General features: G+C 72.1%; 25 protein-coding genes and 2 pseudogenes. 16 read left to right on the top strand and 11 right to left on the bottom strand.

The genetic code is table 11. From position 1 onward, the window contains the following. The first annotated feature begins 134 nt into the window (after window positions 1–134). The 4 genes from A6P39_RS15955 (at window position 135) to A6P39_RS15940 (ending at window position 2,936) form a co-directional block, all read left to right on the top strand. The gene (locus A6P39_RS15955; protein WP_067055591.1) at window positions 135–1,289 is read left to right on the top strand and encodes an inorganic phosphate transporter; all 1,155 of its coding nucleotides are present in this window, start codon (window positions 135–137) and stop codon (window positions 1,287–1,289) included. A 17-nt stretch (window positions 1,290–1,306) separates the two neighbouring features. Further along, window positions 1,307–1,540 (top strand): hypothetical protein, encoded by a 234-nt coding sequence (locus A6P39_RS15950; RefSeq protein ID WP_067055594.1) that lies wholly within the window; start codon window positions 1,307–1,309, stop codon window positions 1,538–1,540. A 110-nt stretch (window positions 1,541–1,650) separates the two neighbouring features. Then, window positions 1,651–2,007, top strand: coding sequence for a PadR family transcriptional regulator (locus tag A6P39_RS15945; protein ID WP_067055597.1), 357 nt, complete (start codon window positions 1,651–1,653; stop codon window positions 2,005–2,007). Next, window positions 2,004–2,936 carry a hypothetical protein gene (locus A6P39_RS15940; RefSeq protein WP_067055600.1) on the top strand — a complete coding sequence of 311 codons (933 nt, stop codon included), beginning with the start codon at window positions 2,004–2,006 and terminating at the stop codon, window positions 2,934–2,936. The genes A6P39_RS15945 and A6P39_RS15940 overlap by 4 nt, the downstream gene beginning before the upstream one ends. A 75-nt stretch (window positions 2,937–3,011) precedes the next feature. Here the strand turns inward: A6P39_RS15940 and A6P39_RS15935 are convergent, their stop codons facing one another. Beyond that, on the bottom strand, window positions 3,012–3,338 hold the full coding sequence (locus A6P39_RS15935; RefSeq protein WP_067055603.1) for a hypothetical protein: 327 nt from the start codon (window positions 3,336–3,338) through the stop codon (window positions 3,012–3,014). Window positions 3,339–3,593: 255 nt separating this feature from the next. Between A6P39_RS15935 and A6P39_RS15930 the strand changes: the two genes are divergently transcribed. Further along, entirely contained in the window at window positions 3,594–3,794 is a 201-nt protein-coding gene (locus A6P39_RS15930; protein WP_067055606.1) for a hypothetical protein, read from the top strand. A gap of 108 nt (window positions 3,795–3,902) precedes the next feature. Here A6P39_RS15930 and A6P39_RS15925 read toward each other — a convergent pair whose 3' ends face one another. Next, complete coding sequence (locus A6P39_RS15925) at window positions 3,903–4,478, bottom strand: CGNR zinc finger domain-containing protein (RefSeq protein ID WP_067055609.1); 576 nt, start codon at window positions 4,476–4,478, stop codon at window positions 3,903–3,905. Window positions 4,479–4,560: 82 nt separating this feature from the next. Here A6P39_RS15925 and A6P39_RS15920 point away from each other — a divergent pair, with 82 nt between their 5' ends. Beyond that, window positions 4,561–5,733 (top strand): epoxide hydrolase family protein, encoded by a 1,173-nt coding sequence (locus A6P39_RS15920; RefSeq protein ID WP_067055612.1) that lies wholly within the window; start codon window positions 4,561–4,563, stop codon window positions 5,731–5,733. A 126-nt stretch (window positions 5,734–5,859) separates the two neighbouring features. Here the strand turns inward: A6P39_RS15920 and A6P39_RS15915 are convergent, their stop codons facing one another. Next, window positions 5,860–6,216 carry an ASCH domain-containing protein gene (locus A6P39_RS15915; protein WP_067055614.1) on the bottom strand — a complete coding sequence of 119 codons (357 nt, stop codon included), beginning with the start codon at window positions 6,214–6,216 and terminating at the stop codon, window positions 5,860–5,862. A 164-nt stretch (window positions 6,217–6,380) separates the two neighbouring features. After that, window positions 6,381–6,479: pseudogene (locus tag A6P39_RS15910) on the bottom strand (tat (twin-arginine translocation) pathway signal sequence domain-containing protein); the annotation flags it as partial. Between the two features lie 49 nt (window positions 6,480–6,528). Between A6P39_RS15910 and A6P39_RS15905 the strand changes: the two are divergent. Continuing rightward, window positions 6,529–6,881: pseudogene (locus A6P39_RS15905) on the top strand (tyrosine-type recombinase/integrase); the annotation flags it as partial. 7 nt (window positions 6,882–6,888) lie between these two features. Here A6P39_RS15905 and sodN read toward each other — a convergent pair. Beyond that, window positions 6,889–7,284, bottom strand: coding sequence for a superoxide dismutase, Ni (gene sodN, locus A6P39_RS15900; protein ID WP_020136639.1), 396 nt, complete (start codon window positions 7,282–7,284; stop codon window positions 6,889–6,891). Window positions 7,285–7,429: 145 nt separating this feature from the next. Between sodN and sodX the strand changes: the two genes are divergently transcribed. Then, window positions 7,430–7,864: a nickel-type superoxide dismutase maturation protease gene (gene sodX / locus A6P39_RS15895; RefSeq protein WP_067055722.1), complete on the top strand. Its 435-nt coding sequence runs from the start codon at window positions 7,430–7,432 to the stop codon at window positions 7,862–7,864. Here the strand turns inward: sodX and A6P39_RS15890 are convergent. Next, window positions 7,768–8,397: a CGNR zinc finger domain-containing protein gene (locus A6P39_RS15890; RefSeq protein ID WP_067055619.1), complete on the bottom strand. Its 630-nt coding sequence runs from the start codon at window positions 8,395–8,397 to the stop codon at window positions 7,768–7,770. The two genes, sodX and A6P39_RS15890, sit on opposite strands and share 97 nt — an antisense overlap. A gap of 100 nt (window positions 8,398–8,497) precedes the next feature. Between A6P39_RS15890 and A6P39_RS15885 the strand changes: the two genes are divergently transcribed. Next, the gene (locus tag A6P39_RS15885) at window positions 8,498–9,256 is read left to right on the top strand and encodes a class I SAM-dependent methyltransferase (RefSeq protein WP_067055622.1); all 759 of its coding nucleotides are present in this window, start codon (window positions 8,498–8,500) and stop codon (window positions 9,254–9,256) included. 145 nt (window positions 9,257–9,401) lie between these two features. Here A6P39_RS15885 and A6P39_RS15880 read toward each other — a convergent pair whose 3' ends face one another. From A6P39_RS15880 to A6P39_RS15870, 3 genes are read right to left on the bottom strand one after another with little or no spacing between them, the layout of a single operon-like run. Continuing rightward, entirely contained in the window at window positions 9,402–10,154 is a 753-nt protein-coding gene (locus A6P39_RS15880; RefSeq protein ID WP_067055725.1) for an amino acid ABC transporter ATP-binding protein, read from the bottom strand. Between the two features lie 59 nt (window positions 10,155–10,213). After that, entirely contained in the window at window positions 10,214–11,155 is a 942-nt protein-coding gene (locus A6P39_RS15875; RefSeq protein ID WP_067055625.1) for an amino acid ABC transporter permease, read from the bottom strand. Window positions 11,156–11,191: 36 nt separating this feature from the next. Next, a complete protein-coding gene (locus A6P39_RS15870) occupies window positions 11,192–12,151 on the bottom strand; it encodes an ABC transporter substrate-binding protein (RefSeq protein WP_067055628.1) in 960 nt (319 codons plus the stop codon). Between the two features lie 558 nt (window positions 12,152–12,709). On the opposite strand from A6P39_RS15870, the gene A6P39_RS15865 reads away from it, so the two are divergent. Both A6P39_RS15865 and A6P39_RS15860 read left to right on the top strand, forming a co-directional pair. Further along, window positions 12,710–13,933, top strand: coding sequence for an NAD(P)-dependent malic enzyme (locus tag A6P39_RS15865; protein WP_067055631.1), 1,224 nt, complete (start codon window positions 12,710–12,712; stop codon window positions 13,931–13,933). A 252-nt stretch (window positions 13,934–14,185) separates the two neighbouring features. Continuing rightward, complete coding sequence (locus A6P39_RS15860; RefSeq protein ID WP_067055634.1) at window positions 14,186–15,151, top strand: zinc-binding dehydrogenase; 966 nt, start codon at window positions 14,186–14,188, stop codon at window positions 15,149–15,151. An 89-nt stretch (window positions 15,152–15,240) separates the two neighbouring features. Here the strand turns inward: A6P39_RS15860 and A6P39_RS15855 are convergent, their stop codons facing one another. Further along, entirely contained in the window at window positions 15,241–16,296 is a 1,056-nt protein-coding gene (locus tag A6P39_RS15855; RefSeq protein ID WP_067055637.1) for a PadR family transcriptional regulator, read from the bottom strand. Between the two features lies 1 nt (window position 16,297). Then, entirely contained in the window at window positions 16,298–17,275 is a 978-nt protein-coding gene (locus A6P39_RS15850) for a DUF4097 family beta strand repeat-containing protein (RefSeq protein ID WP_067055640.1), read from the bottom strand. Window positions 17,276–17,451: 176 nt separating this feature from the next. Between A6P39_RS15850 and A6P39_RS15845 the strand changes: the two genes are divergently transcribed. The 5 genes from A6P39_RS15845 (at window position 17,452) to A6P39_RS15825 (ending at window position 25,153) form a co-directional block, all read left to right on the top strand. Further along, the gene (locus A6P39_RS15845; RefSeq protein WP_003992906.1) at window positions 17,452–17,631 is read left to right on the top strand and encodes a DUF6104 family protein; all 180 of its coding nucleotides are present in this window, start codon (window positions 17,452–17,454) and stop codon (window positions 17,629–17,631) included. Window positions 17,632–17,718: 87 nt separating this feature from the next. Next, window positions 17,719–18,123, top strand: a complete 405-nt coding sequence (locus tag A6P39_RS15840; RefSeq protein ID WP_234379263.1) for a CU044_2847 family protein — start codon at window positions 17,719–17,721, stop codon at window positions 18,121–18,123. Next, window positions 18,120–20,453: a VMAP-C domain-containing protein gene (locus tag A6P39_RS15835; protein ID WP_079133810.1), complete on the top strand. Its 2,334-nt coding sequence runs from the start codon at window positions 18,120–18,122 to the stop codon at window positions 20,451–20,453. Before A6P39_RS15840 ends, A6P39_RS15835 begins: the two co-directional genes overlap by 4 nt. Window positions 20,454–20,637: 184 nt before the next feature. After that, window positions 20,638–21,654 carry an AAA family ATPase gene (locus A6P39_RS15830; RefSeq protein WP_067055646.1) on the top strand — a complete coding sequence of 339 codons (1,017 nt, stop codon included), beginning with the start codon at window positions 20,638–20,640 and terminating at the stop codon, window positions 21,652–21,654. Window positions 21,655–21,661: 7 nt separating this feature from the next. Then, on the top strand, window positions 21,662–25,153 hold the full coding sequence (locus A6P39_RS15825) for an SAV_2336 N-terminal domain-related protein (protein ID WP_067055649.1): 3,492 nt from the start codon (window positions 21,662–21,664) through the stop codon (window positions 25,151–25,153). Window positions 25,154–25,181 lie beyond the last annotated feature (28 nt).

The raw sequence follows: 25,181 nt of genomic DNA, 5'->3' as shown, positions 1-25,181 counted from the left end.
CAGCTTGGCACAGGGGACTGACAACGGGAGATACAACGTTTCCACACAGGACCGCACAACAGGGTTCCCCATCTTCGACACGCCGTTCGCCCTCGGTTCCCCGTACATTGGCCTGCCCTTGCTTGCCTTGGGGGATGGACCACATGACGTTCCTCGTGGCGGTCGTCATCGTCACGGCACTGGCGTTCGATTTCACGAACGGGTTCCACGACACCGCGAACGCGATGGCCACCTCCATCGCCACCGGCGCGCTCAAGCCGCGCACAGCGGTCCTGGTCAGCGGAGTCCTCAACATCGTCGGGGCGTTCCTGTCCACCGAGGTCGCCAAGACGATCTCCGGCGGCATCGTGGACGACACACTGGTCAGCCCGGCGATGATCTTCGCCGGGCTGATCGGGGCGATCCTGTGGAACCTGGTGACCTGGCTCGCCGGACTGCCCTCAAGCTCCTCCCACGCTCTCTTCGGCGGTCTGATCGGCGCGGTCTGGGTCGGTGCGGGCTCGCACGGCGTGCACTTCGCCAAGGTCGCCGAGAAGGTGCTGATCCCCGCGGTGGCCTCTCCCGTGGTGGCCGGCGTGGCGGCCCTGGCCGCCACCTACCTCGCCTACCGGCTGGCCGCCCGCGCCCGCCAGGACTCGGTCACGAAGGGCTTCCGGCTCGGCCAGATCGCCTCCGCCTCCCTGGTCTCCCTCGCGCACGGCACCAACGACGCGCAGAAGACCATGGGCGTGATCACGCTGACCCTGATCTCGGCGGGCGCGCTCCACCACGACGCGGGGCCGCCGGTCTGGGTGATCGGCGCGGCGGGCCTCGCCATCGGCCTCGGGACCTACCTGGGCGGCTGGCGGATCATCCGCACCATGGGCAAGGGCCTGGCGGAGATCCAGTCCCCGCAGGGCTTCGCTGCCGAGACCGCGTCCACGGCGGTGATCCTCACCTCCGCCCACCTCGGCTTCGCGCTGTCCACCACGCAGGTCGCCTCCGGCAGCATCCTCGGCGCGGGTCTGGGCCGCCGGCTCGCCGAGGTCCGCTGGGGCGTGGCCGGCCGGATGGTGCTGGCCTGGCTGATCACGCTGCCCTCGGCGGCGCTGGTCGGCGGCCTCGCGGCGAGCGTGGTCAAGCACGGCGGCAACGCCGGTACGGCCGTGATCGCGCTGGTGGCCCTCGCCCTCGCCGGGGTCATCGTGGCCGCGTCCCGCCGCAACCCGGTGCGCGCCGACAACGTCAACGACCACCACGAGGTCAGCCTCAGCACCCCGGCCCCGGCGAATGTCGGCACGGCCGCCTGAACTTCCGGGAGCCCCGCATGCATGTCGACTGGTCCGCCCTCGGCCGCGTCGCCGCGGTCAGCCTCGGCGTCACGGTCGCCGTGGTCGTCGTCTTCACCTTCGGTGTCCTCGGCCTGTCCCGCGCCGAGGCCGCCCGGGACGCCGGTGCCGGTGCCGGCACGTCCGGCCGCGCCCAGGCCGCCCTGTGCTTCCTCGCCTGTGCGGCCGTGGTGGCGTACGGGATCTACCTGATCGTGCCGCTGTTCCACTGACCGCGGCAGCACACCGGCAGGGGCCCGCCGGGCGGACCGGCCGGGCCCCTGCTGTCGAAACCGATAAGTCGCTCGACAACATATGACGGTCACCGATATATATAGATCACATGAGTGACCGACCGCTTCAGGAGCCGACGCTGCTCCTGCTCACCGCCCTGGCCGACGAACCCAGGCACGGTTACGGACTGATCCAGGAGATCGAAGCGATCTCCCAGGGCCGCGTGCGGATGCGCACCGGCACCCTCTACGGCGCGCTGGACCGGCTGCTGCAACAGGGCCTGATCCGTGTCGAGCGCGAGGAGGTCGTCGACGGCCGGGCCCGCAAGGTCTACGCCCTCGCCGAGGCCGGCCGCTCCGCGCTGGCCGCCGAGACGGAGCGGCTGCGCGCCGTCGTCGCCGAGGCCGAGCGCCGCATGGCCGCCCGCCGGGTGCTCGCCGTCCGCCCGAAGGGAGCCCTCGCATGACGGACCAGCATCCGCCGCGCGCCCTGCGCTGGGCGCTGCGCTGCCACCCGGCCGCCTATCGCGCCCGGCACGAGGCCGAGTTGACCGCGATCTACGCCGAGGCCACGCAGGGCGCTGGACCGCTCGGCCGGCTGCGCGAGGCGCTCGACGTCGCCGGGCACGGGCTGCGCCGGCGCACCGGGCTGGGATCCGGCCGGACCGCCGGGCAGATCCTGGCGCAGGCGGCGCCGTCCGCCGTCGCCGTCGCGGCGGGCGGCAGCGTGGTGAACCTGCTGTGGGTCTTCGCCCCCGGCGTCCGGACCCTGTCGTGGTCCTCGTTCCCGGAGGCGGTCGTCCTCGTCGACCAGGTTCTCGTGCCGCTGCTCTGGCTGGCGGCGCTCGCGGGCGCCTGGACCGGGCGCTGGACGGCGGCCCGGACGCTGGCCGTACCGGCGACGGCGCTGCGGCTGGCCGACGTCCCCCTGCTCCTGCTCGCCCACCCCGGCGGCCAACCCGCCTACCCGGCCGCGGTGTTGAGCCTGATCGTGCCGCTGCTCACCGGAGCCGTCGTCCTCGCCGCGCCCAGGGATCTGCTCGGCACCTCCCGGCCGCAGCATGCCGCGATCGCGGGTGCCGGAGCCCTGACCGTCCTGCTGTGGGGAGCGCAGTTCCTCAACATCTACCACGCCCTGCCGGGTGGCCCCCGTGCCGTCCGCACGCTCTGGGCCGGGGTCCTCGCCGTCGCCCTGCTCTTCAGCGGACACGACCGGCTGGCCGCCGCGGGTCTGGCGGTGGCCGTGCTCCCCACCGCGGTGGAGATGACGGTGCCGCTGCTGTACCCGCTCTCCCCTGCGGGCGGGATCGCCCTGCTCGCGCTGCTGATCGGCGCCGCGGTGGCCGCCCTCCGCGCCCGCCGCGGCACCCAGGCGGCCCCGCCGAACGCGGCGTAGGACCGCGCAGAGAGCAAGACCGCGCAGGGAGCAAGACCGCGTGAGAAGGACCCGCAGGACTCACCAACCACTCCTTCAACAGCGGCCTCGAGGTTTGCCCGACGCGCCCCCGCGGGCCTGCTTGCGTACTTCCGGCCGCCTCGCGGGCTTCGGGACAGCGCGTGCCGGTGTTCCGCCGGGTGTGCCGGTGGTGCGGAGCAGGAGCAGGGTGATGTCGTCGGTGTGCCGGCCCTTGGGCCAGCTCTGGTGCACCAGGTCGTCGATCAGCTGGTCCAGGTCCGATACGTCGGTTAGGGCGAGGTGGTCGGTGAGGCCGGCGGTGGTGTCATCGGCCTCCTGCGAGGGGACTTCGACCAGGCCGCCTGCCGGTGCGCAGCGCCGCAGTGTCGACGGCCGGCACAAGCGGGATCCGGCAGCGCCGCACCGCACCGGACACAGGGCCCATCGCCCATACCGGGACACTACGCCCGCACAACAGTGACGGCGCCCCCCGAACAGCCTCGCGTGCAGGACAAGGAGGTGGGCGGCCGGTTCAGGCGCCGACCCCGCACCCGACAGCGCCATCACCCGAATGGCCCAACATCACGTGCCACCCACATGGGTGAAGATCAAGCTGACTAGTGCCCCAGCCGAGGCAATCCGTGAAAGGGGAACCACATGCGCATTCGACGAATCCTCGCCGCCGTCATCGCAACGGCAGCCCTCGCCGGACTCGGCCTCACCAGCGCCGCCAGCGCCACCGCACAGGGTGCCCCGTCCTACGTCACCCCTTCTCAGTGCAAGCAGGGCGGCGGAACGGCCGACCTGAAGGACAACCTCTGCAAGGGCGGTACGTACAACGGGGAGAAGATCGACTGAACCCCACAAGGCGCCCCGCAGCCACGCGCCCCGCAGCCACGCGCCGCGGGGCGCTCCCGCGCGAGCGCAGCGTCCAGCCGCAGCGGCTCCAATGTACCGAGGTAACCATCACTCCGCTGATCTGGGGTTTTTGTGCTGCTTGGCATTGAAGCGCGCTTTCTTCTGACGATTCCCGCATGTGTTCATGTCACACCATTTGCGGGTGCGGCTTTGGCTGGTGTCGAAGAAGGCGGCTTGGCAGGTCGGTGATGCGCACAAGGCCAGTTTTCCGTCTCGTTCGCCCGCGATGATGCTGATCGCGTCGGCGGCGATCACGCTGAGGGCATCTTCCACGCGGGAAGCCGAGCTGAGCCGCCATCGCCGCGTGCCCTCGGGGGTCAGGATCGCTGCGGCCCGACCCTGAACGCTGAAGTCATTGATGACTTGGACAGCAGACGCGGGAAGAGCGTCCTGGAGTGCGGCCGCTGTCGCGGCGGCGTGAATCGACTCCCTCAGTTCCCGAGCGAGGTCGAGCTGGGCGGCGGTGCAGGAGTCCACAGCGAGGCCGTTCACCGTCAGCCAGTCGATGAGTCGCTGCGGCGTGGGAATGCGCTCCACGGCGTCGCCATGACGCTCCGACAGGGTCCCCGTGAAGCTGGTCGCCAGCACCTTGCCGAGGCGGAAGTCAGGGAACTCAGCACGCATGGAACCACCTTAGCCGGTTGCGGTGTGGCTTGGAGGACTGCTAGAACCGTCTTAGCCGGTTCCGCGATGGCTAGGAGGTCTCATGCCCCGTCCAACCAGCGACGTGCAAGCATTTGATGCCCACGCAACTGACGCCGACCTCGACGATCTGCGCGCGCGACTGGCTGTGGCGCGGCTACCGGAGGCCGAGACGGTCCATCGCGCCGCGTCCGGCCCGCGCCGATGGGAACAGGGTGTTCCTCTCGCCGACCTCGTCGAGGTTGTGGACTACTGGCGCACCGGTTACAACTGGCGGTCGTTCGAAGCGCGCCTCAACGGGATCGGCCAATTCCGTACGACCATTGATGGGCTGGGAATCCACTTCCTGCACCGCCGATCCGCCCGCGCAGATGCCACGCCTCTGATCTTGACGCACGGCTGGCCGGACAGCATTGCCCGGTTCATCGATGTGGTAGACGAGTTGGCAGATCCGAAAGATGTGGACGCGCCGGCGTTCCACGTCGTGGTCCCATCGCTACCGGGCTTTGGTTACAGCGACAAGCCGACCACCACCGGGTGGGGAACCGAAAAGATCGCGGCCGCGTGGGTGGAGCTGATGGGAAGGCTCGGCTACAGCAGGTTCGCGGCCCACGGCGGCGACTGGGGAGGCAATATCACCACGGTTCTCGGCGGCAGGTTCCCGGCGCACGTTCTCGGTATCCACACGACGTTCGCGGAGGGACCGCCCGGGCTGTCGACGGACGGGCTGACGGCGGTCGAGCGCAGGTGGGCCGAGGAGACCCGCGATTTCTGGCGCCACCGGGCGGCGTACGCGAAGCAACAGGCGACCCGACCACAGACAATCGGCTACTCGCTCGTCGACTCACCGGTCGGGCTTCTCGCCTGGATCCTTGACAAGTTCGCCGAGTGGTCAGACACCGAAGACAGCCCGTTCGAGGCGATTTCCATGGACAGGGTTCTTGACGACGTCACCCTGTACTGGCTGACGCGGACCGGCGCGTCGGCGGCCCGCATTTACTACGAAAGCCACAACTCGCTCGACCCGGAACTTCGGGTCGACGTCCCATCGGCACTCACTATGTATCCCCGCGACGTCGAGAAGTGTCCGCGCCCCTGGGCGCAGGAGCGGTACCGACAGATCGTCCGATGGAGGGAGCCCGAAAGGGGAGGACATTTCCCGTCGTTGGAGGTCCCCGAGTATTTCGTCAAAGATCTGCGAGAGGGCCTCGCGGCAGTGCTGGCAGCTCATCGGTGAACGCGGCTGCGGCGCCGGCACTCGATCCCGCCTGGTCGCGGCTGCCGGGCCGCCCGAGCATGGTCCCTCGTAGCCCTGACAACGGCACGTGGATTTCGCGTGCTCAGCCTTCTCCGGGGCGAGGCATCAGAGGCGCGAGAGCTGAATCTCGATGGCGAGGGCGCCGAGGGATTCCTTCTCGGGAGGGTAGATGGCGCGGATGTTGGTGAGCTGCTGATCGCGGGTGGCGGTGGGGTTGACGTTGGCGGGTCCCTCGCCGTCGAGCAAGGCTTCGAAGTCGGGGTACACGGTGACCCGCTTGACCTTCACGTCGCACGTCTCGTCGGTGCCCTTGATCCGGAAGCGGATGGTGTCGCCGGCTGCGAGGTCGGCTAGGTGCGGGTATTTCACCCGCACCTCGATGGTCTTGGTGCCCGCGGCGACGAGGTCGAAGTACTGGCGGTAGAGGTTCAGCTCACGGACGCGGGCGGTGGTGTCGGTCATGGGCGGGAACGCTCCTGGTGGCTGGTGCGGTCTTCATGAGACCGATCGCGGCTGCCGTGCACGAGTGGCGAAGGGCTCGCCCTCGGCGACGACTAATCGGTCCGCGGTTGGCGCCGCTATTGCCAGCCGTCGAGGGAGACCTCCGGGCCTCCTGCGAGGTACCCGTGGTGCGGCTGCTTGAGGCTCAGGGCCTGGTGGGCCAGGGCCCGCATCACCCAGGCTGCGTGGCCGTGTGGGTCGGCCTCACAGGCCAGCTGGTAGCCGGCCCCGCAAGCTCGAGGCCCAGCGCTGGCTCGACGAGGTCACGGCAGTGAGCCCCTCAACTGCCGCCGTTGGAAGACCGAGTGGAACTGGACGCTCCAAGCAGCGGAGAACGAAGCGGCCGACCGCGAGGGGCGTAAGTCCGTCGAGCCGCCGCACATGGTGACCCACGACCTGCGCCACTTCCTCGCCTCCGCCCTCATCGCCGGCGGGGCGAGCGTCAAGCAGGTCCAGCTGGTTCTCGGCCACGCGTCCGCCGTCATCGCGCTGTGGATCTACGACCGTCCGCGGCCGGGGAAGAAGACCGCACCCGGGCCGCCATGGGCGCCATGCTCGGCGGCCTGCGGTCCGGGTGCGGGCAGGTAGACCAGGCGATCAAGGAAATCGCAGGTCAGAGGGCCTGAATGGAGATCAGGCCTTCTTGGTCTCCCAGAAGATCTTGTCGATCTGGGCGATGTAGTCCAGAGCCTTCTGGCCGGTCGCCGGGTCGGTCGACGCCTTGGCGGCCGAGAGGGCCTTCAGGGTGTCGTTGACCAGCTGGTGCAGCTCCGGGTACTTCTCGAAGTGCGGGGGCTTGAAGTAGTCGCTCCAGAGCACGGAGACGTGGTGCTTGGCCAGCTCCGCGCGCTGCTCCTTGATGACGGTGGCGCGCGCCTGGAAGTGGGGGTCGTCGTTGGCGGCCATCTTTTCCTGCACGGCCTTCACCGACTCCGCCTCGATGCGGGCCTGGGCCGGGTCGTAGACGCCGCAGGGCAGGTCGCAGTGGGCGCTGACCTTGACCTTGGGGGCAAACAGGCGGGAAAGCATGGAGCATTCCTTCCTCGTGATCGTCTTCTCAGGTGCGACATTACTCCCTGAGGAACGCGATTTCTCGGGTGCCCCCTAGGGCTTAGGACAAAAGTCCAGGGTGAGACTGAGACTGGTGGAGGAACGGACCGGGGAGGTGCCGGGGATGCCGGAGCTGTCGCAGGAGACCGAGCGGGGGAGGGCCGTGGCGCCGTTCGGGCTGGCTGAGGTGACGGGCCCGTCCATGGTGCCCACGCTCCGGCACGGGGACCGGCTGCTGCTGCGCTACGGGGGAGCGGTCCGGCCGGGGGACGTCGTCGTCCTGCGTCATCCGTTCCAGCAGGACCTGCTGGTCGTCAAGCGCGCCGTGGAGCGGCGCGAGGGCGGCTGGTGGGTGCTCGGGGACAACCCCTACGCGGGCGGGGACAGTACGGACTACGGGGTCGTACCGGACGAACTCGTGCTGGGCAAGGCGTACTTCAGGTACCGGCCGCGGCCGGCCGGTCAGCGCTCGCTGCCGGCGCTGGTGCGCTGGGCGTTCTCGGCCGCGAGGCCGCTGCTGCCCGACCGGTCGGCCTCCAGGCGCTTGCGGGCCCGGTAGGCGGCCACGTTGGCGCGGGTCGCGCAGCGGTCGGAGCAGTAGCGCCGGGAGCGGTTGGTGGAGGTGTCGAGGTAGGCGTTGCGGCACGGGGCCGCCTCGCACAGGCCGAGGCGGTCGACGCCGTACTCGGTGAGGTGGAAGGCCAGGCCCATCGCCGCGATGGCCGCGTAGCCGGCGGTGGCGTTGGAGGGGTGGTCGGCCAGGTGCATGTGCCACAGCGGGCGGCCGTCCTCGTCGCGGAAGTCGTGGCCGGAGATCTGGGGGCTGACCGGGAACTCCAGGAGGAGCGAGTTCAGCAGGTCCACGGCCAGTGTCTCGTCGCCCTTGTCCGCCGCCTCGAAGACGGCGCGCAGCCTCCCCCGTACCGAGCGGAAGCGGGTGACGTCGGCGTCGGTGGCGCGGCGGGCCGCGGACGCGTTGGCGCCGAACAGATCGCGGACGGCCTCGACCGACGTCAGGGCGTCCTTCCCCCGGGCCGGCTCCTCGCTGTTGACGAGGCGCACTGCGTAATCCGAGTAATAGGCCAGTTCCACTTGTAGTCCTTACCGGGGCGCTTTATGGTCGTGTCTGCGGTCGGGTAACAGCCGGTCGTGCTTCCAGGGTATTACGCATCGCGAGGGGAGATGAGGTGCCGTGACCACGAGTACCGGAACCGACTGGGCAGCGTGGCAGGAGAGCTGGGACCGGCAGCAGGAGTGGTACATGCCGGACCGCGAGGAGCGGTTCCGGATCATGCTCGACATGGTCGAGGCGCTGCTGGGGCCGGCCCCGCGGGTCCTCGACCTCGCGTGCGGGACCGGCAGCATCACCGCCCGGCTGCTCGCCCGCTTCCCGGCGGCCACCAGCACCGGCGTCGATCTCGACCCGGCGCTGCTCGCCATCGCGCGCGGCACCTTCGAGGGCGACGGCCGCGTCTCCTTCGTCACCGCCGACCTCAAGGACCCCGACTGGCCGGCGCGGCTGCCGTACGGCTCGTACGACGCCGTTCTGACCGCCACGGCCCTGCACTGGCTGCACAGCGAACCCCTCGCGGCCCTCTACGGTCAGGTCGCGGAGCTGGTCCGCGACGGCGGTGTCTTCATGAACGCGGACCACATGATCGACGACAGCACGCCCCGGATCAACGAGGCCGAGCGGGCCCTGCGGCACGCCCGGATGGATCAGGCCAAGCGGGACGGGGCCGTCGACTGGGCCGAGTGGTGGCAGCTCGCCGCGCAGGACCCGGTCCTCGCCGGGCCCACCGCCCGCCGCTTCGAGATCTACGGCGAGCACGCGGACGGCGACATGCCCTCGGCGGACTGGCACGCGCGCGTGCTGCGGGACAAGGGCTTCGGCGAGGCTCGGCCCGTGTGGTGCTCGCCGTCGGACACGCTGCTGCTCGCGGTGAAGTGAGGTGCAGTGAGGTGCCGTGAGGTGCACCGATGTGCCATGAGGTGCAGTGATGTGCCGTGAGGTGCAGTGAGGCGGCGCAGCCGGTCGCACGGTCGTGAGCGCGGGGCGGTACGGGAGGTCCGTACCGCCCCCGCGCGTCACGCGGTCAGAGGACCTTCGACAGGAACGACTGGGTCCGCTCGTGCCGCGGGTTCGTCAGGACATCGCGCGGATGGCCGGATTCGACCACCACGCCCTCGTCCATGAACACCAGGCTGTCGCCCACCTCGCGGGCGAAGCCCATCTCGTGGGTGACGACGACCATCGTCATGCCGGACTCGGCGAGGTCGCGCATGACGTCCAGGACGTCGCCGACCAGCTCCGGGTCCAGGGCCGAGGTCGGCTCGTCGAACAGCATCAGCTTCGGGTCCATCGCGAGGGCCCGGGCGATCGCCACCCGCTGCTGCTGGCCGCCGGAGAGCTGCGAGGGGTAGTGCCCGGCCCGGTCGGCCAGCCCCACGCGCTCCAGCAGCTGCATGGCCCGCTCCCGGGCCTGCGCCCTGGTCACGCCCTTGACCTGCACCGGCGCCTCCATGACGTTCTCCACGGCCGTCATGTGCGGGAACAGGTTGAAGCGCTGGAAGACCATGCCGATGTCCCGGCGCTTCAGGGCGACCTCGCGGTCGCGCAGCTCGTACAGCTTGTCGCCCTGCTGGCGGTAGCCGACCAGCTCGCCGTCGACGTAGAGCCGGCCGGCGTTGATCTTCTCGAGATGGTTGATGCACCGCAGGAAGGTCGACTTGCCCGAGCCGGAGGGGCCGATCAGGCAGAAGACCTCGCCCGGCCGCACCTCCAGGTCGATGCCCTTGAGCACCTCGACCTGGCCGAAGGACTTGTGCACGCCCTCGGCCCTGACCATCGGGACGGTGTCCTTCGCCGGGGCGTCCGGGCCGTCGGCGGGCTTGCTCGGCTTGTCGGTCATGCCGTGACCTTCCTGCTCGAGAAGGTCGTCAGGTGGGACCGGACCTTCTGCCACGGGGTGGGCGGGAGGCTGCGGCTGGAACCGCGGGCGTAGTACCGCTCGATGTAGTACTGGCCGACGCTCAGCACGGAGGTCATGATCAGGTACCAGGCCGCGGCCAGGAAGTACATCTCCACCGGGGCGCCGGAGTTCTGGCCGATGTCCTGGGCGTAGCGGAACAGCTCGGGGTACTGGACGGCCGCCACGAGGGAGGTCGTCTTCAGCATGTTGATGACCTCGTTGCCCGTCGGCGGCACGATCACGCGCATCGCCTGCGGGATGATCACCCGGCGCAGGGTCTTGCCGTGGCTCATGCCCAGCGCGTGGGCCGCCTCGGTCTGGCCCTCGTCCACCGCGAGCAGGCCCGCCCGGCAGATCTCGGCCATGTACGCCGCCTCGTTCAGACCCAGGCCGAGCAGCGCCGTCAGCAGCGGCGTCATGAAGTTCGACCAGTAGTCCTTGTAGAACGGCATCAGGTTGATGTACTCGAAGACCAGGCCCAGGTTGAACCAGAGGAAGAGCTGGACCAGGACCGGGGTGCCGCGGAAGAACCAGATGTAGAACCAGGCGATCGACGAGGTCACCGGGTTCTTCGACAGCCGCATGATCGCGAGGACGATGCCGCCGACGATGCCGATCAGCATCGACAGCACCGTCAGCATCAGGGTCTTGCCGACACCGGTCGTGATCCTGTGGTCGAAGAAGTACTCCGGCACCGCGTGCCAGTTGATCTTGCCCTGGCCGAACGCGTAGATGATCGCGACGAGGATCGCGATGGCGACGACGGCGGTGACGTAGCGTCCGTAGTGCCGCACCGGGATGGCCCTGATGGCCTCCGGGCGGGTGGCCCGGGTCTCCCCGGCCGGCGTCTGCCCGGCCGTCTTGTCTGTGTCAGTCACGGGTGTTGCCTCTCAGTGGCCGCTTCGGGGTGCGGGTCACTTGCCGCCGTTGATCACGGACTCCTTGACGGCGCCGTCCTGGGCGCCCCACTTCTCGAGGATCTTCTGGTACTCGCCGCTCTTGACGATCGCGTTCATCGCGGCCTGGAGCGCGTCGCGCAGCTGGGTGGCCTTCTTGGCGACGGCGATGCCGTACGGGGCCGCCTCGACCTGCTGGCCGACTATCTGGAAGTCCTTGCCGCCGCCGGAGGTCTTCACCGCGTACGCGGCCACCGGGAAGTCGGAGGAGGCGGCGTCCACACCGCCCGAGCGCAGCCGGGTCTGGGACTGCTGGTCGTCGTCGAACGGCTCGATGGAGAGCTTCTTGCCGCCCGGACACTTCTTGGCCTCCTGCTTGGCCAGGTCCTCCGAGACGGTGCCGCGCTCCACGGCGATCTTCTTGCCGCACAGGTCCGACCAGCCGTTGATGCCCTGGGTGTCGCCCTTGCGGGTGTAGATCGAGACGCCGGCGGTCAGGTAGTCGACGAAGTCGACGCCCTCGCCGACCTTCTTGCCCGTGTCGGGGTCGACGCCGTTCTGGCGGTTCTTGTTGTCCGTCATCGCGGACATCGCGATGTCGTAGCGGCCCGAGCGCAGACCGGTGAGCAGGGCGTCGAAGGTGCCGTTCTCGAACGTCAGCTTCACGCCGAGCTGCTTGCCCATGGCCGCGGCGAGATCCGGGTCGAGGCCGGTGACGTTGCCGGAGGAGTCCTTGAACTCCACGGGGGCGTACGCGATGTCCGAGCCCACCTTGATCTCGCCCTTGCTCCGGATGTCGGCCGGGAGCTTGTCGGCGAGCGGGGCGCTGCCGGTGGAGGTGCTGCCGGAGCCGTTGCTCTTGTTCTTGGTCTGGTCACCGCAGCCGGTGAGCAGCAGAGCGCCCGCGACCGCGATCGCACCCACCGCGGCCAGACGGGAGTGCGCGGCAGGGGTGCGACGGGGGGAGCTTGCGGTCATCGTGGTTCCTCCGGCGGATGGGGAAGATTTTCCGATGGGTCGACGGGGACACACACCTTCGGGTGTCGCGACCTCGTGGGTTTACGGCATCTTGCCATTCGGACTACGCCATTCAGGGCTAGTACCATGTCAAAATCGCATAACGGGTGACCCCCCGAACCACATCAGGTCGGTGCAGCAAGGGTGTTGACCGCCGAACCATCTGCGGAAATCCAGCACTCCGGCCGGAAGATCTTCCGTTCATCTCACGATGCGGTCAGCGCATCTACGCGCGTACCCACGGCCGCGTGTGCCCGGCGCGGACGTCAGCCTCGTGTCAGCCGCGTGTGGCTCTCTAGTTGCCAGATGTGACCTTGGACCTAATGGACTCGTCGTGGGCGCCGTCCGTCCGGTAAGAAGGTTCTTTACACCCCTCATCCGGGGCTCAGGGCGCGTGTGCGGCGCGCCCGTCGCGTATGTGCTCGTACGTATCAGCAATCGGGCCTTGCGCGGTGCCCGCCCACCCCTCACCAGGAGTGGTCGACCCTCAAACCATGCATACCTAAGGGGTAAGACAAAGTGGCAGCGGAGATCGTCAATCCTCGCAGCGACAGCACAACGGACCAGGACGGCGGGGCCGAGCCCCTCGATTCCTTCGATCCGGTGTTCGCGCTGCACCGCGGTGGCAAGATGGCCGTGCAGGCCACCGTGCCGGTCCGTGACAAGGACGACCTTTCCCTCGCGTACACGCCCGGCGTCGCGCGCGTGTGCACCGCGATCGCGGAGCAGCCGGAACTGGTCAACGACTACACGTGGAAGTCGAGCGTGGTCGCCGTCGTGACCGACGGCACGGCCGTGCTCGGACTCGGGGACATCGGTCCCCAGGCCTCCCTCCCCGTCATGGAGGGCAAGGCGATCCTGTTCAAGCAGTTCGGCGGCGTCGACGCGGTCCCGATCGCGCTCGACTGCACCGACGTGGACGACATCGTCGAGACCGTCGTCCGGCTCGCCCCGTCCTTCGGCGGAGTGAACCTGGAGGACATCTCGGCACCCCGGTGCTTCGAGATCGAGCGCCGGCTGCAGGAGCGCCTCGACATCCCGGTCTTCCACGACGACCAGCACGGTACGGCCGTCGTGACGCTCGCGGCGCTGCGCAACGCGGCGCGGCTGAGCGGCCGCGAGATCGGGCAGCTTCGGGCCGTCATCTCGGGCGCCGGCGCCGCCGGTGTCGCCATCGCCAAGATGCTGGTCGAGGCCGGCATCGGGGACGTGGCACTGACGGACCGCAAGGGCGTCATCTCCGCCGACCGGGAGGACCTCACCCCGGTCAAGCAGGAGGTGGCCGGCTTCACCAACAAGGCGGGCATCACCGGCTCGCTGGCGGACGCCCTCGCGGGCGCCGACGTCTTCGTCGGCGTCTCCGGCGGTACGGTCCCGGAGGAGGCCGTGGCCTCCATGGCCGAGGGTGCCTTCGTCTTCGCGATGGCCAACCCGAACCCGGAGGTGCACCCGGACGTCGCGCACAAGTACGCGGCGGTCGTCGCGACCGGGCGGTCCGACTTCCCGAACCAGATCAACAACGTGCTGGCGTTCCCGGGCATCTTCGCCGGGGCGCTGCAGGTGCGGGCCTCTCGGATCACCGAGGGCATGAAGATCGCCGCGGCGGAGGCGCTGGCCGCTGTGGTCGGGGACGACCTGGCCGCCGACTACGTGATTCCGTCGCCGTTCGATGAGCGCGTTGCTCCCGCTGTCACGGCGGCGGTGGCGGCTGCCGCTCGTGCCGAGGGCGTTGCCCGACGCTGACCTCGGCTCTGGGATGGAGACGGCCCCGTCTGCTGAGGCGGGGCCGTCTCCTTTCCCGGCCGCCCCCGCGTCGGGTGGTGGGAGGGGCTAGTGCTGTGGCCGGAAAGGTTTGCCGGTGAACCTTTCCGGTCGCAGCACTAGCTAGGGCCGCTCGGGCGTGGGCTGCGCCGCACGGGTGCTGGTGCGCAAGAGGGCATGTGTCACAGAGCCGCCTGGTTCCGTCGGCTGTGCGGTGCACCTATCGTCGGGCCCATGTTCGCTGTCTACGCCGCCCGAATCGACCGCGACCAGCCGCTCACCGGCCTCGAGTTGGGGGAGCGTCCGGCTCCCGAGGCCCGGCCCGGCTGGAGCACGATCACTGTGCGCGCCGCCTCCCTCAACCACCACGACCTCTGGTCCCTGCGGGGCGTCGGCCTCCCGGAGGACCGGCTGCCGATGATCCTCGGCTGCGACGCCGCCGGGGTCGACGCGGACGGCAACGAGGTCGTCCTGCACTCCGTCATCGGCCAGACCGGCCACGGCGTCGGCCCGGACGAGCCGCGCTCCATCCTCACCGAGCGCTACCAGGGCACGTTCGCCGAGCAGGTCGCCGTGCCGACCTGGAACGTGCTGCCCAAGCCCAGGGAACTGTCCTTCGCCGAGGCCGCCTGTCTGCCGACCGCCTGGCTGACGGCGTACCGGATGCTCTTCACCAACGCCGGGGTGCGACCCGGTGACTCCGTCCTCGTGCAGGGCGCGGGCGGCGGCGTCGCGACGGCCGCGATCATGCTCGGCAAGGCGGCGGGGCTCAGGGTCTTCGCCACCAGCCGGGACGAGGCCAAGCGGAAGCGGGCCCTGGAGCTGGGGGCCGTGGAGGCCGTGGAGCCGGGCGCGCGGCTGCCGCAGCGGGTGGACGCCGTGATCGAGACCGTGGGCGCGGCCACCTGGTCCCACTCGGTGAAGTCGCTGCGGCCCGGCGGCACGATCGTCATCTCCGGGGCGACGAGCGGCGACCGGCCCTCGCACGCCGAGCTGACCCGGATCTTCTTCCTGGAGCTGAAGGTCGTCGGCTCCACCATGGGCACCAAGGAGGAGCTGGAGGACCTGCTCTCCTTCTGCGCGGCCACCGGCGTACGGCCCGTCATCGACGAGGAACTGCCGCTGGACCGGGCCCGGGAGGGCTTCGAGCGGCTCGCGTCCGGGGAGCAGTTCGGCAAGATCGTGCTCACCAACTCCTGAACCCTGCCGGCTGGTGGGGTCGCCGGGCGGGTCCGGGGTGTTTCCCGGCCCGCCTCCTTCGCGCGGGGATCCCGGCTGCCGGGGCCCTGTCAGGCCTTCGGCTGGTGCAGGAGCGCGGCGATGCGGGCCGCTGCCGTCGACAGGTGGCTGCGGGTCTCCTGGAGCTGGCCGGGGGTGACTCCGTGGTCGCGGGCCGCGTCGCGGATGTCGTCACGGAAGCGGTCCAGGAGCCGGTCCAGGTCACGGGCCGGGTCGCCGGTGAAGTCCTCGTGGGCCCAGGAGGGTTCGTACCCGGCGGTGAAGGCTTCGGCGGGCGGGACGTAGTGAGGCTCCGCCGGGGCGGACGGCGCGGTCGTGTCCTCAGGGGCGCGGGTGAAGCCCCGGTCCTTGCCCAAGCCCTTGCTCCAGTCCTTGCCGAGATCGCCGAACTCCTTGGCCAGTTCGGTCAGGCCCTCGCGGACGCCGGTCGGCCAGTCGCCGCGCGTGAAGTGGTCCTGCACACGGTCCTGGACGTGCCGGGCGATGCGCTGCATCTCCTCCTGGGCCTGGGCCCGCGCCCGCGCCTGTGCCTCCTGGGCCTGGCGGCGGGCCCGCTGGGCCTCCTCACGGGCCCGGCGGCTCTCGTCCTTGGCGCGGCGGGCCTGCTCCTTCCACTCCTGCTTGACCCGGCGCATCTCCTCCTTGGCGGACCGCCAGGACTCCTTGTCGTCGCCCAGGTCGCCGTACTCCCCGGCCGGCGCGCCCGTCTTCGTGTCCCGGCGGGCCTCGGAGGCGGCCGCGCGCATCTCGCGGCGCAGGTCGCCGGCCGCGCCGCGCACGTCGGCCCTTATCTCGGCGGCCAGTTCCGCGACCGACTCGCGGATCTCCAGCTCCAGGTCGGCCAACTCGCCGCTGCGGTCGGCCAGTTCGGCACGGCCGGCGTCGGTGATGGCGTACACCTTGCGGCCGCCCTCCGTGGTGTGCCGGACCAGGCCCTCGGCCTCCAGCTTGGCCAGCCGGGGATAGACCGTGCCCGCGGAGGGGGCGTACAGCCCCTGGAAGCGTTCCTCGAGGAGCCTGATCACCTCGTAGCCGTGGCGAGGGGCCTCGTCGAGCAGCTTGAGCAGGTACAGGCGCAGGCGCCCGTGGGCGAAGACGGGGGGCATGTCAGAGCACCTTCTTGTCGGTCGTGCCGTCGGCCGGGGCATCGGTGGCCTCTGCGGCCTGTGTGCCCTGGTCGGAGACGGAATTGTCTCCTGGGGCGGCCGGGGTGCCGGTGGCGGGGGCGGTGCCCGGGTCCCGCGGCGGCTCGGACCCCCACGCGGTGTCCCCCTCGTCCTCGCGCGGCGGGCGGCGCAGCAGGGCGATCGAACCGGAGACCGTGGTGGCCCGGAGCCGGCCGGTGCCCGCGCCGAGCCGGCCGGTGATCTTGTGGGCGCCCCACTGGCCGTGCACTCGCAGTCCGTCGAAGGCGTTGGAGATCGTGCCGCTCGCGGTGTTCGCCTCCACCTCGGCGTCTCCCGGATGCGGCAGGCGGATGGCGATCTCGCCGGAGACGCTGGTGAGGCTCACCTCCGTGGGACCGTCCGGGTCCAGGTCGACGATCATGGATCCGCTGACGGAGTCGGCCCGGACCGAGCGGCCGGAGCCCTCGACGACCGTCAGGTCGCCCGAGACCGAGTTGAACCGCAGGTCACCGGTGACCGCCTGGGCCTCCAGGTTTCCCGACACGGTGTCGGCGCGGACCGGGCCGGAGACACCGACCAGGGTCGTGTCGCCGGTCACCCCCTTGACCACGGCGGGGCCGCGGATGCCGGAGACGACCGCGCCGGCGTCGACCACGCCCACCTCCACGCGCGTGTCGGCGGGGACGGCCAGGGAGACGACGGCGCTGCGCCGCCAGCCCTTGCGGTCGAGCCACTTCAGGAAGCCCTTCCAGGGCAGGTCCTCGTAGGCCACCGTGAGAGTGCCGCCCTTCTGGGTGACCACGAGGGGTGGGCCCTTGATCTCCGAGACTTCGAGGCGTGCGGAACCTTCTTCCGTGCCCATCACGTTGACCGTTCCGCTGACGATGCGGACCTGGAGTTCGCTCACGCCGGCGTCAAAGGTCAGCTTCTGGGGCTCGACGACGGACCACTCGGGCATGGGGCCTCCTTGGCCGGACACGGTCACGACGCGCCATATCGCGTCTTCCGTAAAACACGATATATCGTGGACGCCGGAAGTCAAGGCGCCCGTGGCCCGCCGGGCGGTTCCCCGCGTTGCATAGGCTGTCTGTGCAGGCAATGTCGGCCTTGATGCAGATGCAGGAGACGCACCCCATGTACTTCACCGACCGCGGGATCGAGGAGTTGGAGAAGCGGCGTGGCGAGGAGGAGGTCACCTTCGAGTGGCTCGCCGAGCAGCTGCGCACGTTCGTCGATCTCAACCCCGACTTCGAGGTGCCCGTCGAGCGGCTGGCCACCTGGCTCGCGCGGCTCGACGACGAGGACGACGAGTAGCGATCATCAGCCGTATCGTTCGTTCCCCCTCCCCCTCCCTTTCCCCTGGAGTTAGCCTTCTCCTCCCATCGGGGAACGGGGGGCGTCATGACCGCGGGAGTCGAACGGATACGGCTGGACGACGGGACCGTCGTCTGGGCCAGGATCGGTGCGGGGGACGAGAGCGGGTACGGCGGGTACACGGACACCTCGCTCGGGGATCGGGTCATCGGCATGGCGGGGGGACTGGCCGGCACGGTCGGCGGGGTCGTGCGCTCCCTGCGCGCCGGTCTGGACACCCCGGCCCCGGTGCAGGTCTCCGTCAGCTTCGGAATCGAACTGACGGCGCAGTCCGGCAAGATCGTGAGCGCCATCGCGGAGGGCGGCGGCAAGTCGTCCCTCACGGTGTCCCTGAGCTGGACCGAACCCGCCACCACGGCGGGCGGCGCGGATCCCGGACCGGACGCCGGCCCGGCCGTACCGCCGCAGGCGGCGGCCCCCGGCTCCGTATGAGCACCTTCGCTGCGATGGTGCGCCCCTGCCTGGCACGCGTCGGCGCACCGGGTGATGGGTATGCAACGGACCGTGACCCGTACTGGGGGTCGGGGTTCTTCATCGCTCCCGGCTGGCTGCTGACGTGCGCGCATGTCGTGGGGAGGGGAGGAGCCGCGGTGTGCCGAGGGGAGAGCGCCATGAGCGTGACCTGGCTGGAGCGCTCCGCAGCCGACGGCTGGGCGGAGCGCACCGGCACCGGCACGGCCGTACTCGTCGCACCCCGCCCCGACGCCGCGCAGGCGGCTCGGGACCGCTGGCCGTTCCCCGACCTCGCGCTCGTCCAAGTCACCGGCGCCGACGACGTGCCCTGCCTGTGGCTCGCCGACCGGGAAGCGGGCCCGCGGACCCCGGTCGGGCTCTACGGCTGGTCCGTGCAGACCGGCGAGCTGGGCATCCGGCACGGCGACGGCGAACTCGCCGGCTCCGACGCCCGGGCCCTGCTGCTCGCCGGGAGTCTCCCGGTCGGCGGGCTCTCCGGCGGCCCGGTGCTCGACCTGCGGCACGGCTCGGTCGTCGGCGTGATCAAGGGGCGCCGGCCGGAGGAGGGCGTCGCCGTCCCCGTCACCGCGCTGTACGAGCTGCTGGACCTGCGCGACGGCGCCCCGGCGGTACGCGAGGCGCTGCGCGCGCACGACCTGCATCACCTGCGCCGCCTGGAAGCCTCCTTCGCCTCCCCTGCCTCCCCTGCCTTCTCCGTCGCCCCGGTCCTCCCCGGCTCTGCAGCCCCCTTCAGCTCACCAGGCTCGGTACCCTCCTCCGCCTCTCCCGGCTCCTCCGTCTCCCCAGCCCCCGCCGTCTCCGTCATGTCCTCCGCCGTCCCGGCGTACCCCGACTGGACCGCCTACCAGGCCGGACTGCCGGGCTACGCACCCGCGGTCACCGGCATCACCGCCGAGCTGCGCACCCGGCTCTACGGTCATCTCGCCCAGCTGCCGCCGCCGGCCGGCGCGGGTGAGGTCGTCCATCTGGTGGAGGACGTGAAGGAGCAGGTGCGCGGCGAGCGCCTGCCGTCGCTGGTGCTGCGCAACGTACGGACCTGGCGCGAGGGTGCCGGACTGCTGTACGGGCTGCGCACGCTGGAGGCGGGCGGCGGCGGGACGCTCGTCGATCTGGACGCCGTGCTGCTCTACGCGGCGAAGGTGGCCCGCAAGATCGCGTCGCAGCGGGCCGGGGAGGTGGACCCGGGCCGGCTCGGCGCGTTCACCGACTGGATCGCCGGACAGGCCGCCGGCCACCGCAACTGGGCGGTCGGCGAGGCCATCCGGGCGCTCCTGGAGGCCGGGGGCGGATCGCCGCCGCGGCCCGCGCCCACGCCCGGGCCTGCCGCCGCGCCCGCGGCCACACCCGCCCCCGTCGCCTCCCGCACCGACGTCCTCGTCAAGGTCGGCGCCGCCATGTACGACGGCCGCTACCCCTGGAGCGTGCAGCTGATCTACGACGGCCGGGACGTCACCCCGGTCGCCGCCGACGACCGGGGCGTGCGTGTCGAGGAGCTGGTGCGGGCGCTGCGGGAGCCGCTGGCCCGGGCGCTGAGCCAGGGCGACCACGGGGAGCACCTGGCCGCGATCGAGGTGTTCCTGCCGCGCAGGCTGTTCGATCTGCCCGTGGACGAATGGCAGTTGCTGCCCGAGCGGCCCGGCGGCGGGGACGACTACGACGACCGCGACCACTGCGACGACTACGGCGACTACGACGACGAGGACGACTTCGTGGACGAGCGGGCCATCCCCCTCGGCATGCGGCGGACCGTCGTGGTCCGGGACGAGCGGCGCAACGCGCTGCCGCCCTCCCCGGAGTGGCGCCGGCGCTGGACGGGCGTGCAGGGCGGGCCGCTCGCCGCCGGGACGCTGCACGGGCGGCTGCCGGGAGCCGGGCATCAGCCCGGTGTGCGGCCCGGGGGCCGCCTGCCGTACTACGGCGCCCTGTCCGCGCTGGGCGACGCGTGCGTACCGGTCTACTGCGGGCCCGTCGGCGGCGGAGAGGGGCAGGCCGCGATGCGGGACGCGCTGATGGCCGGGCACTCGGTGGTGCTCTGGCGCCGGGACGGGCACGACCACGCGGAGTGCGGGGCCTTCCACCGCCAGGCCGCCGAACTGCTGGCGGCCGCCCGGCAGGCGAGCGGTCTGCACGGCCCGGTGCGTGACCTGCGCATCCGCCTCGCCGACCCCGACACCGCCCGCGCCCACGGACTGCACGGCAAGATCGCCGTACTGTTCGATCCGCCGGACCGGCCGCCGTACGGCGCGGAGGCGATGCGGCCGCCGCCGCTGGCCGCGCCGGGCGGCTGACCCCGCCGCGGGCCGGACCCGGCCGGACGACCCGTCAACCCGCTTGGTCCGCAAGGGCGTTCGCCCGGCCGGAAGTGAACGCCGGACGTCCTGAAACTCGGCAGGCACGGCCCGCTGGCGGTAGCCTCATAGGCCGGACGGCCGGGACCCGCTGCATGATCACCAGAGCCGGGAGGAGCCCAAGGTGAACGACTGGCGGATCTACCGCGGAGTGGGCCAGCCGCACGACGGCGTACGGCGGTTGCCGGCGCCGCCGCCCTGGCGCGACTTCGCGGCGGGCCGGGAGAGCGAGGAGTCCGGCCCGGAGGACCCCAGCAGCGCCCGCCGGCTCGGTGTGCGGCGCCGGATGGTCGAGAGCTACGCACCCCGGCCCGCCGAGGTCGACGCCGTCAACGCGGCCCTGTATCTGCGCCGGCCCCTGCTGGTGACCGGCAACCCGGGCACCGGCAAGTCGACCCTGGCCTACGCGATCGCCCATGAACTGGGCCTCGGCAAGGTGCTGCGCTGGCCGATCGTCAGCCGCACCACCCTCCTGGACGGCCTGTACCGCTACGACGCGATAGGCCGCCTCCAGGACGTCCAGCTGGAGCGCGCCCGAAGCGGCGGCGAGGCCCCGGGGAGCGCCTCCGGGATCGGGTCGTACATCCGGCTCGGACCGCTCGGCACCGCGCTGCTGCCCGCCGGCGAGCCGCGCGTGCTGCTCATCGACGAGCTGGACAAGAGCGATCTGGACCTGCCCAACGACCTGCTGAACACCCTGGAGGAGGGCGAGTTCGCGATCCCCGAGCTGGAGCGGCTGGCCGACCGCGAGCCCGTCGTGGAGGTGCTCACGCACGACGGCGACCGGGTGGCCGTGCACGGCGGGCGCGTCGCCTGCACCACCTTCCCGGTGATCGTCCTGACCTCCAACGGCGAACGCGACTTCCCCGCCCCGCTGCTGCGCCGCTGCATCCAGCTGGAGCTGGAGGCGCCCGGCGAGGAGCAGCTGACCGCGATGGTCGAGGCGCACCTGGGGCCGGAGGGCGTCGCCGCGGGCACGGAGCTGATCCGCAGGTTCCTGGAGCGCGAGCCGGGCGAGGTGCTCGCCGCCGACCAGCTCCTCAACGCCCTCTTCCTCACCCGGCACGACCCGCGCGCACAGAGCCTGACCCGGGAGCGCATCGCCGAGATGCTCATGCAGCCGCTCGACCGTACGAGGTGATGGCCCGATGCCCGGCATGGGTCTGGACGAGCTGATCGGCAAGCTGCGCCAGGGCGGGCTCGACCTCACCCCCGAGGACGTGGCCGACGCGCTCTGGCTGGCCGGCCGGCTCGGTGCGGGCCCGGCCCGCGACGCACCCGGGCCCAGCGCGGACACCCCCGTCCACCCGCCCGAGGCGGTGCCGCCGGTGCCGCTGCCGGCGGCACCTCCCGCCCCCTTCCCGGATCCGGAGACCGGCCCGCACCCACAGCGCCCGGAGCCCTCCACCGCCCCCGTCCCGCTGCACACGCGCACCGCGAGCCCCGGCACCGCGAGCCCGGCCGCCGAGGGCGCCCCCGCTGCGTTTCCCGTCCGCGCCCCCGCCGCGGGAGCCCTGCCCGGGCTGCTCGGCCTGGAGAAGGCGCTGCGTGCCCTCGGCCGCTACCGCACCGGCTCCCCCCGCGGCCTGGACGAGCGGATCGACGAGGAGGCCACCGCCGACCGCGCCGCCACCAGCGGCATCCTGCTCCCCGTCACCCGGCCCGGCCGCCGCCGGCGCTGCGACGTGCAGCTCCTGATGGACACCGGCCCCGCGATGGCCGTGTGGGGGCAGATGGTCGAGGAGCTGCGCCAGGCCTGCCAGCAGTCCGGCGCGTTCGCCTCCGTCCGCGTCCACCAGCTGTACGCCGGGCACGACGGGGACGCCGGCCTGCCACTGGTGGGGACGACCGCCGGGCCCGGCCGGCGCACCCGGCTGCGCCCGGCGGACGAGCTGCACGATCCCACCGGCCGCTGCGTCACCTTCGTCATCAGCGACTGCGTGGGCCCGCTGTGGCAGACCGGCAGCGCCCAGCGGCTGCTGCACACCTGGCCGCGCACCGCCCCGCTCGCCGTCGTCCAGCCGCTGCCGCCCCGCCTGTGGGGCCGTACCGCGCTGCCCGCCGAACCCGGCGTGCTGGTGCGGGGCGCCGAGGTCGGCGGGCGGCTCGTCTTCGTCCCCGACGACGAGCCGTGGGAGGAACCGGCCCCGGACGCCCGGCCGGTGCCGGTCCTGCAGCCCACCCCGCACGCCTTCGAGGCCTTCGCCCGGCTGCTCGCGGGCACCGGGCCGACCAGCGAGCGCGCCTGGGCCGCGGTGACGGGAGCGGGTACGGCCCCGCCGGCCCCGCCGTCCGCGTCGGCCGCCGCGGCCGGCCCGCCCCGGGACGACGAGCTGCTGCGCACCTTCCGCGCCGGCGCCTCGCCCGGCGCCGTGCGCCTCGCCGTCTACCTCGCGGCGGCCCCGCTCACGCTGCCCGTGATGCAGCTGGTGCAGCGGGCCATGCTGCCCGACACCGGGCCCATGGAGCTGGCCGAGGTGCTGCTCGGCGGACTGCTGCGGCAACTGCCCGGCACCGAGGACCAGCCCTGCTTCGTCTACCCGGGCCGGGTGCAGGACCTGCTGCTCGCCTCCCTCGACCAGGACACCGCCGGACTCGTCCTCAAGCACTGCTCGGCGTACGTGGAACGGCACTTCGGCCGGGGCACGCGGAACTTCGCCGCGCTCGCCGCCGCCCGGCTCACCGACCACGACCCGGCCGGCGGCGCGGGAGGGCTGGCCGAGGACACCGGGGCGCGGGACGGCGGCAGCGTCGAGGCCGAGCTGTTCGCCCGGATCCCGGCCCGGGTGCTGCGCTTCTACCAGCCCGAGAGCCCGGCGGTCGACCCGCTCACCGAGGGCGGCCGGCTGTTCGAGCAGTGGCGGCGCCGGGGCGACCCGGAGGTGCTGCGACAGGCCCGGGACCTCGCCCGTACGGCGGTGAGCGGCTCGGACGACGCGCCGCTCACCGCCGTACGGGCCCGGCTGCTGCTCGGCCGGGTGCTGCGCGCACAGGCCGGTACGGCGGCGGTCCGCGCGGCGGGCCGGCGCGAGGAGCTGCTGCGTCAGGCCGTGACCGAACTCGGCTCCGCCCGTGGGCAGGCCCGCGCCGACAGCCGGGAGCGCGCCGAGGCGGCTCTCGAACAGGCCTCCTGCCTCTGGGAGTTGTGGCAGCTCACCGCGGACGGCGACTGCCTGCGGGCCGCGCTGGAGATCCTTGACCCGGACACGCCGCCGTGGCCGGCCCCGGCCGAACGCGCACGCGTATGGGCACGGCAGCGCGGGGGCGGAGACGCGGGGGACGCGGGGGACCCGGCCGCGGCTTCCGGCCCGGCCGACGCGGGAGCCGCGGCCGAGCCGAGGGATGTGCCGGACCGGGGTGCTACGGCCGGCCCGAGAGGACTGGTGGACCAAGACGCTGCGGCCGGGCCGGCCGGTCCGGTGGACCAGAGCGCCACGGCCGGCCCGGCCGGTCCGGCGGAGCGGGGCGTTCGGGCCGGCCGGGAGGACGAGGGCACCCGCGCCGCAGGGCAGCCGGCCCTCGCCGCAGGGCAGCCGGCCGTCGTGGATGCCGAGGCCGTGCCCTGGGCCGTGGTCGTGCACCGGACCCGTCTCCTGCTGCGCGGCCGGATCCTGCTGGAGTTGCGCCGGGCCGGTGCCGCCGTGCCCGAACTCAGGGAAGGCTGTGCTCTGTTGGAGTTCGGTCAGGCATCCGATGTGGTGCGGGCCCCCGCGTTGCTCGATCTGGCGCGGGCGCTGCGGGCCGCCGGGGCCGAGGACGCCGAGACCCGCCGGGCGCTCGAGCGGGCCGAGCGGGCCGCCGGGGACGAGCCCCGCCTGCTCCTGCCCTGCCTGGCCGCGCTGGCCGCCTTCCACGACGAGACCGGGCACAGCGGCGAGGCCGACGCGGTCTACGAACGCGCCGTGCTGCTCTCTCCCGCGGACAGCGCACTGCGCTGCCGGCTGCTGACCGGCTGGGGCGAGTCGCTGCTGCACCGGGCCTCGGCACAAAGCGGCGCGCAGGTCGTGGACCGGGCCGAGTACGTGCTGCGCGAGGCACTGAAGGTGCTGCCGGCCCGCTCGGCGCAGCGCGGCCGGCTCCAGGCGCTGGTCGGCAGCGCGCTCGCCCAGCGGTTCCGCCATCTCGGCTTCCTGCCCGACCTGTTCGAGAGCCGGCACCTGCTCGGCCAGGCGGTGCGCGTGGCGGCCGACGCGGCGGTACGGGCCGAGGCGTGGCTGCAGTTGGGGCGGGCGCGGCTGGAGGGCTGGTACCACGCGGGCGCACCGGCGCTGATGGAGGCGCTGCAGGCCTACGAGAGCGCGGAGCGGGAGGCGCGGGCCGCGCACGGCGGCGACCCCGGCTCGGTCACCGCCGCACGGGCCCGGCACGCCACCGGCACGGTGCTGGCGCTGATGGGCCGGCCCGGCGCGGCCCGCGGCGCCTTCCGGGCGGCCCGCGAGCAGTGGCAGCGGCTGCTCGCCACGCTGCACGAGGTCGACTGGGCGGATGTCGAGCTGACCCGGCGGGCCGAGGAGGAGTCCGCGGACCTCGCGGCCGCCACCGGCCGCCGGATGCCGGAGGAGCAGTGGCGACAGACGGCTCCGCCCTGGTGGCCGTGGACCGAGGAGCTGGCGAACTGGTCGGTGACTGACCGGAGTTGATCGATTCGGGGTTTCTCCTTCCTGCACC

Origin of the sequence: Streptomyces sp. FXJ1.172 (genome assembly GCF_001636945.3) — a bacterium.
Classification (GTDB): Bacteria; Actinomycetota; Actinomycetes; order Streptomycetales; family Streptomycetaceae; genus Streptomyces.
Note: the sequence above shows the minus strand (reverse complement) of the source record. Positions and strands in the feature narration are given on the sequence as shown.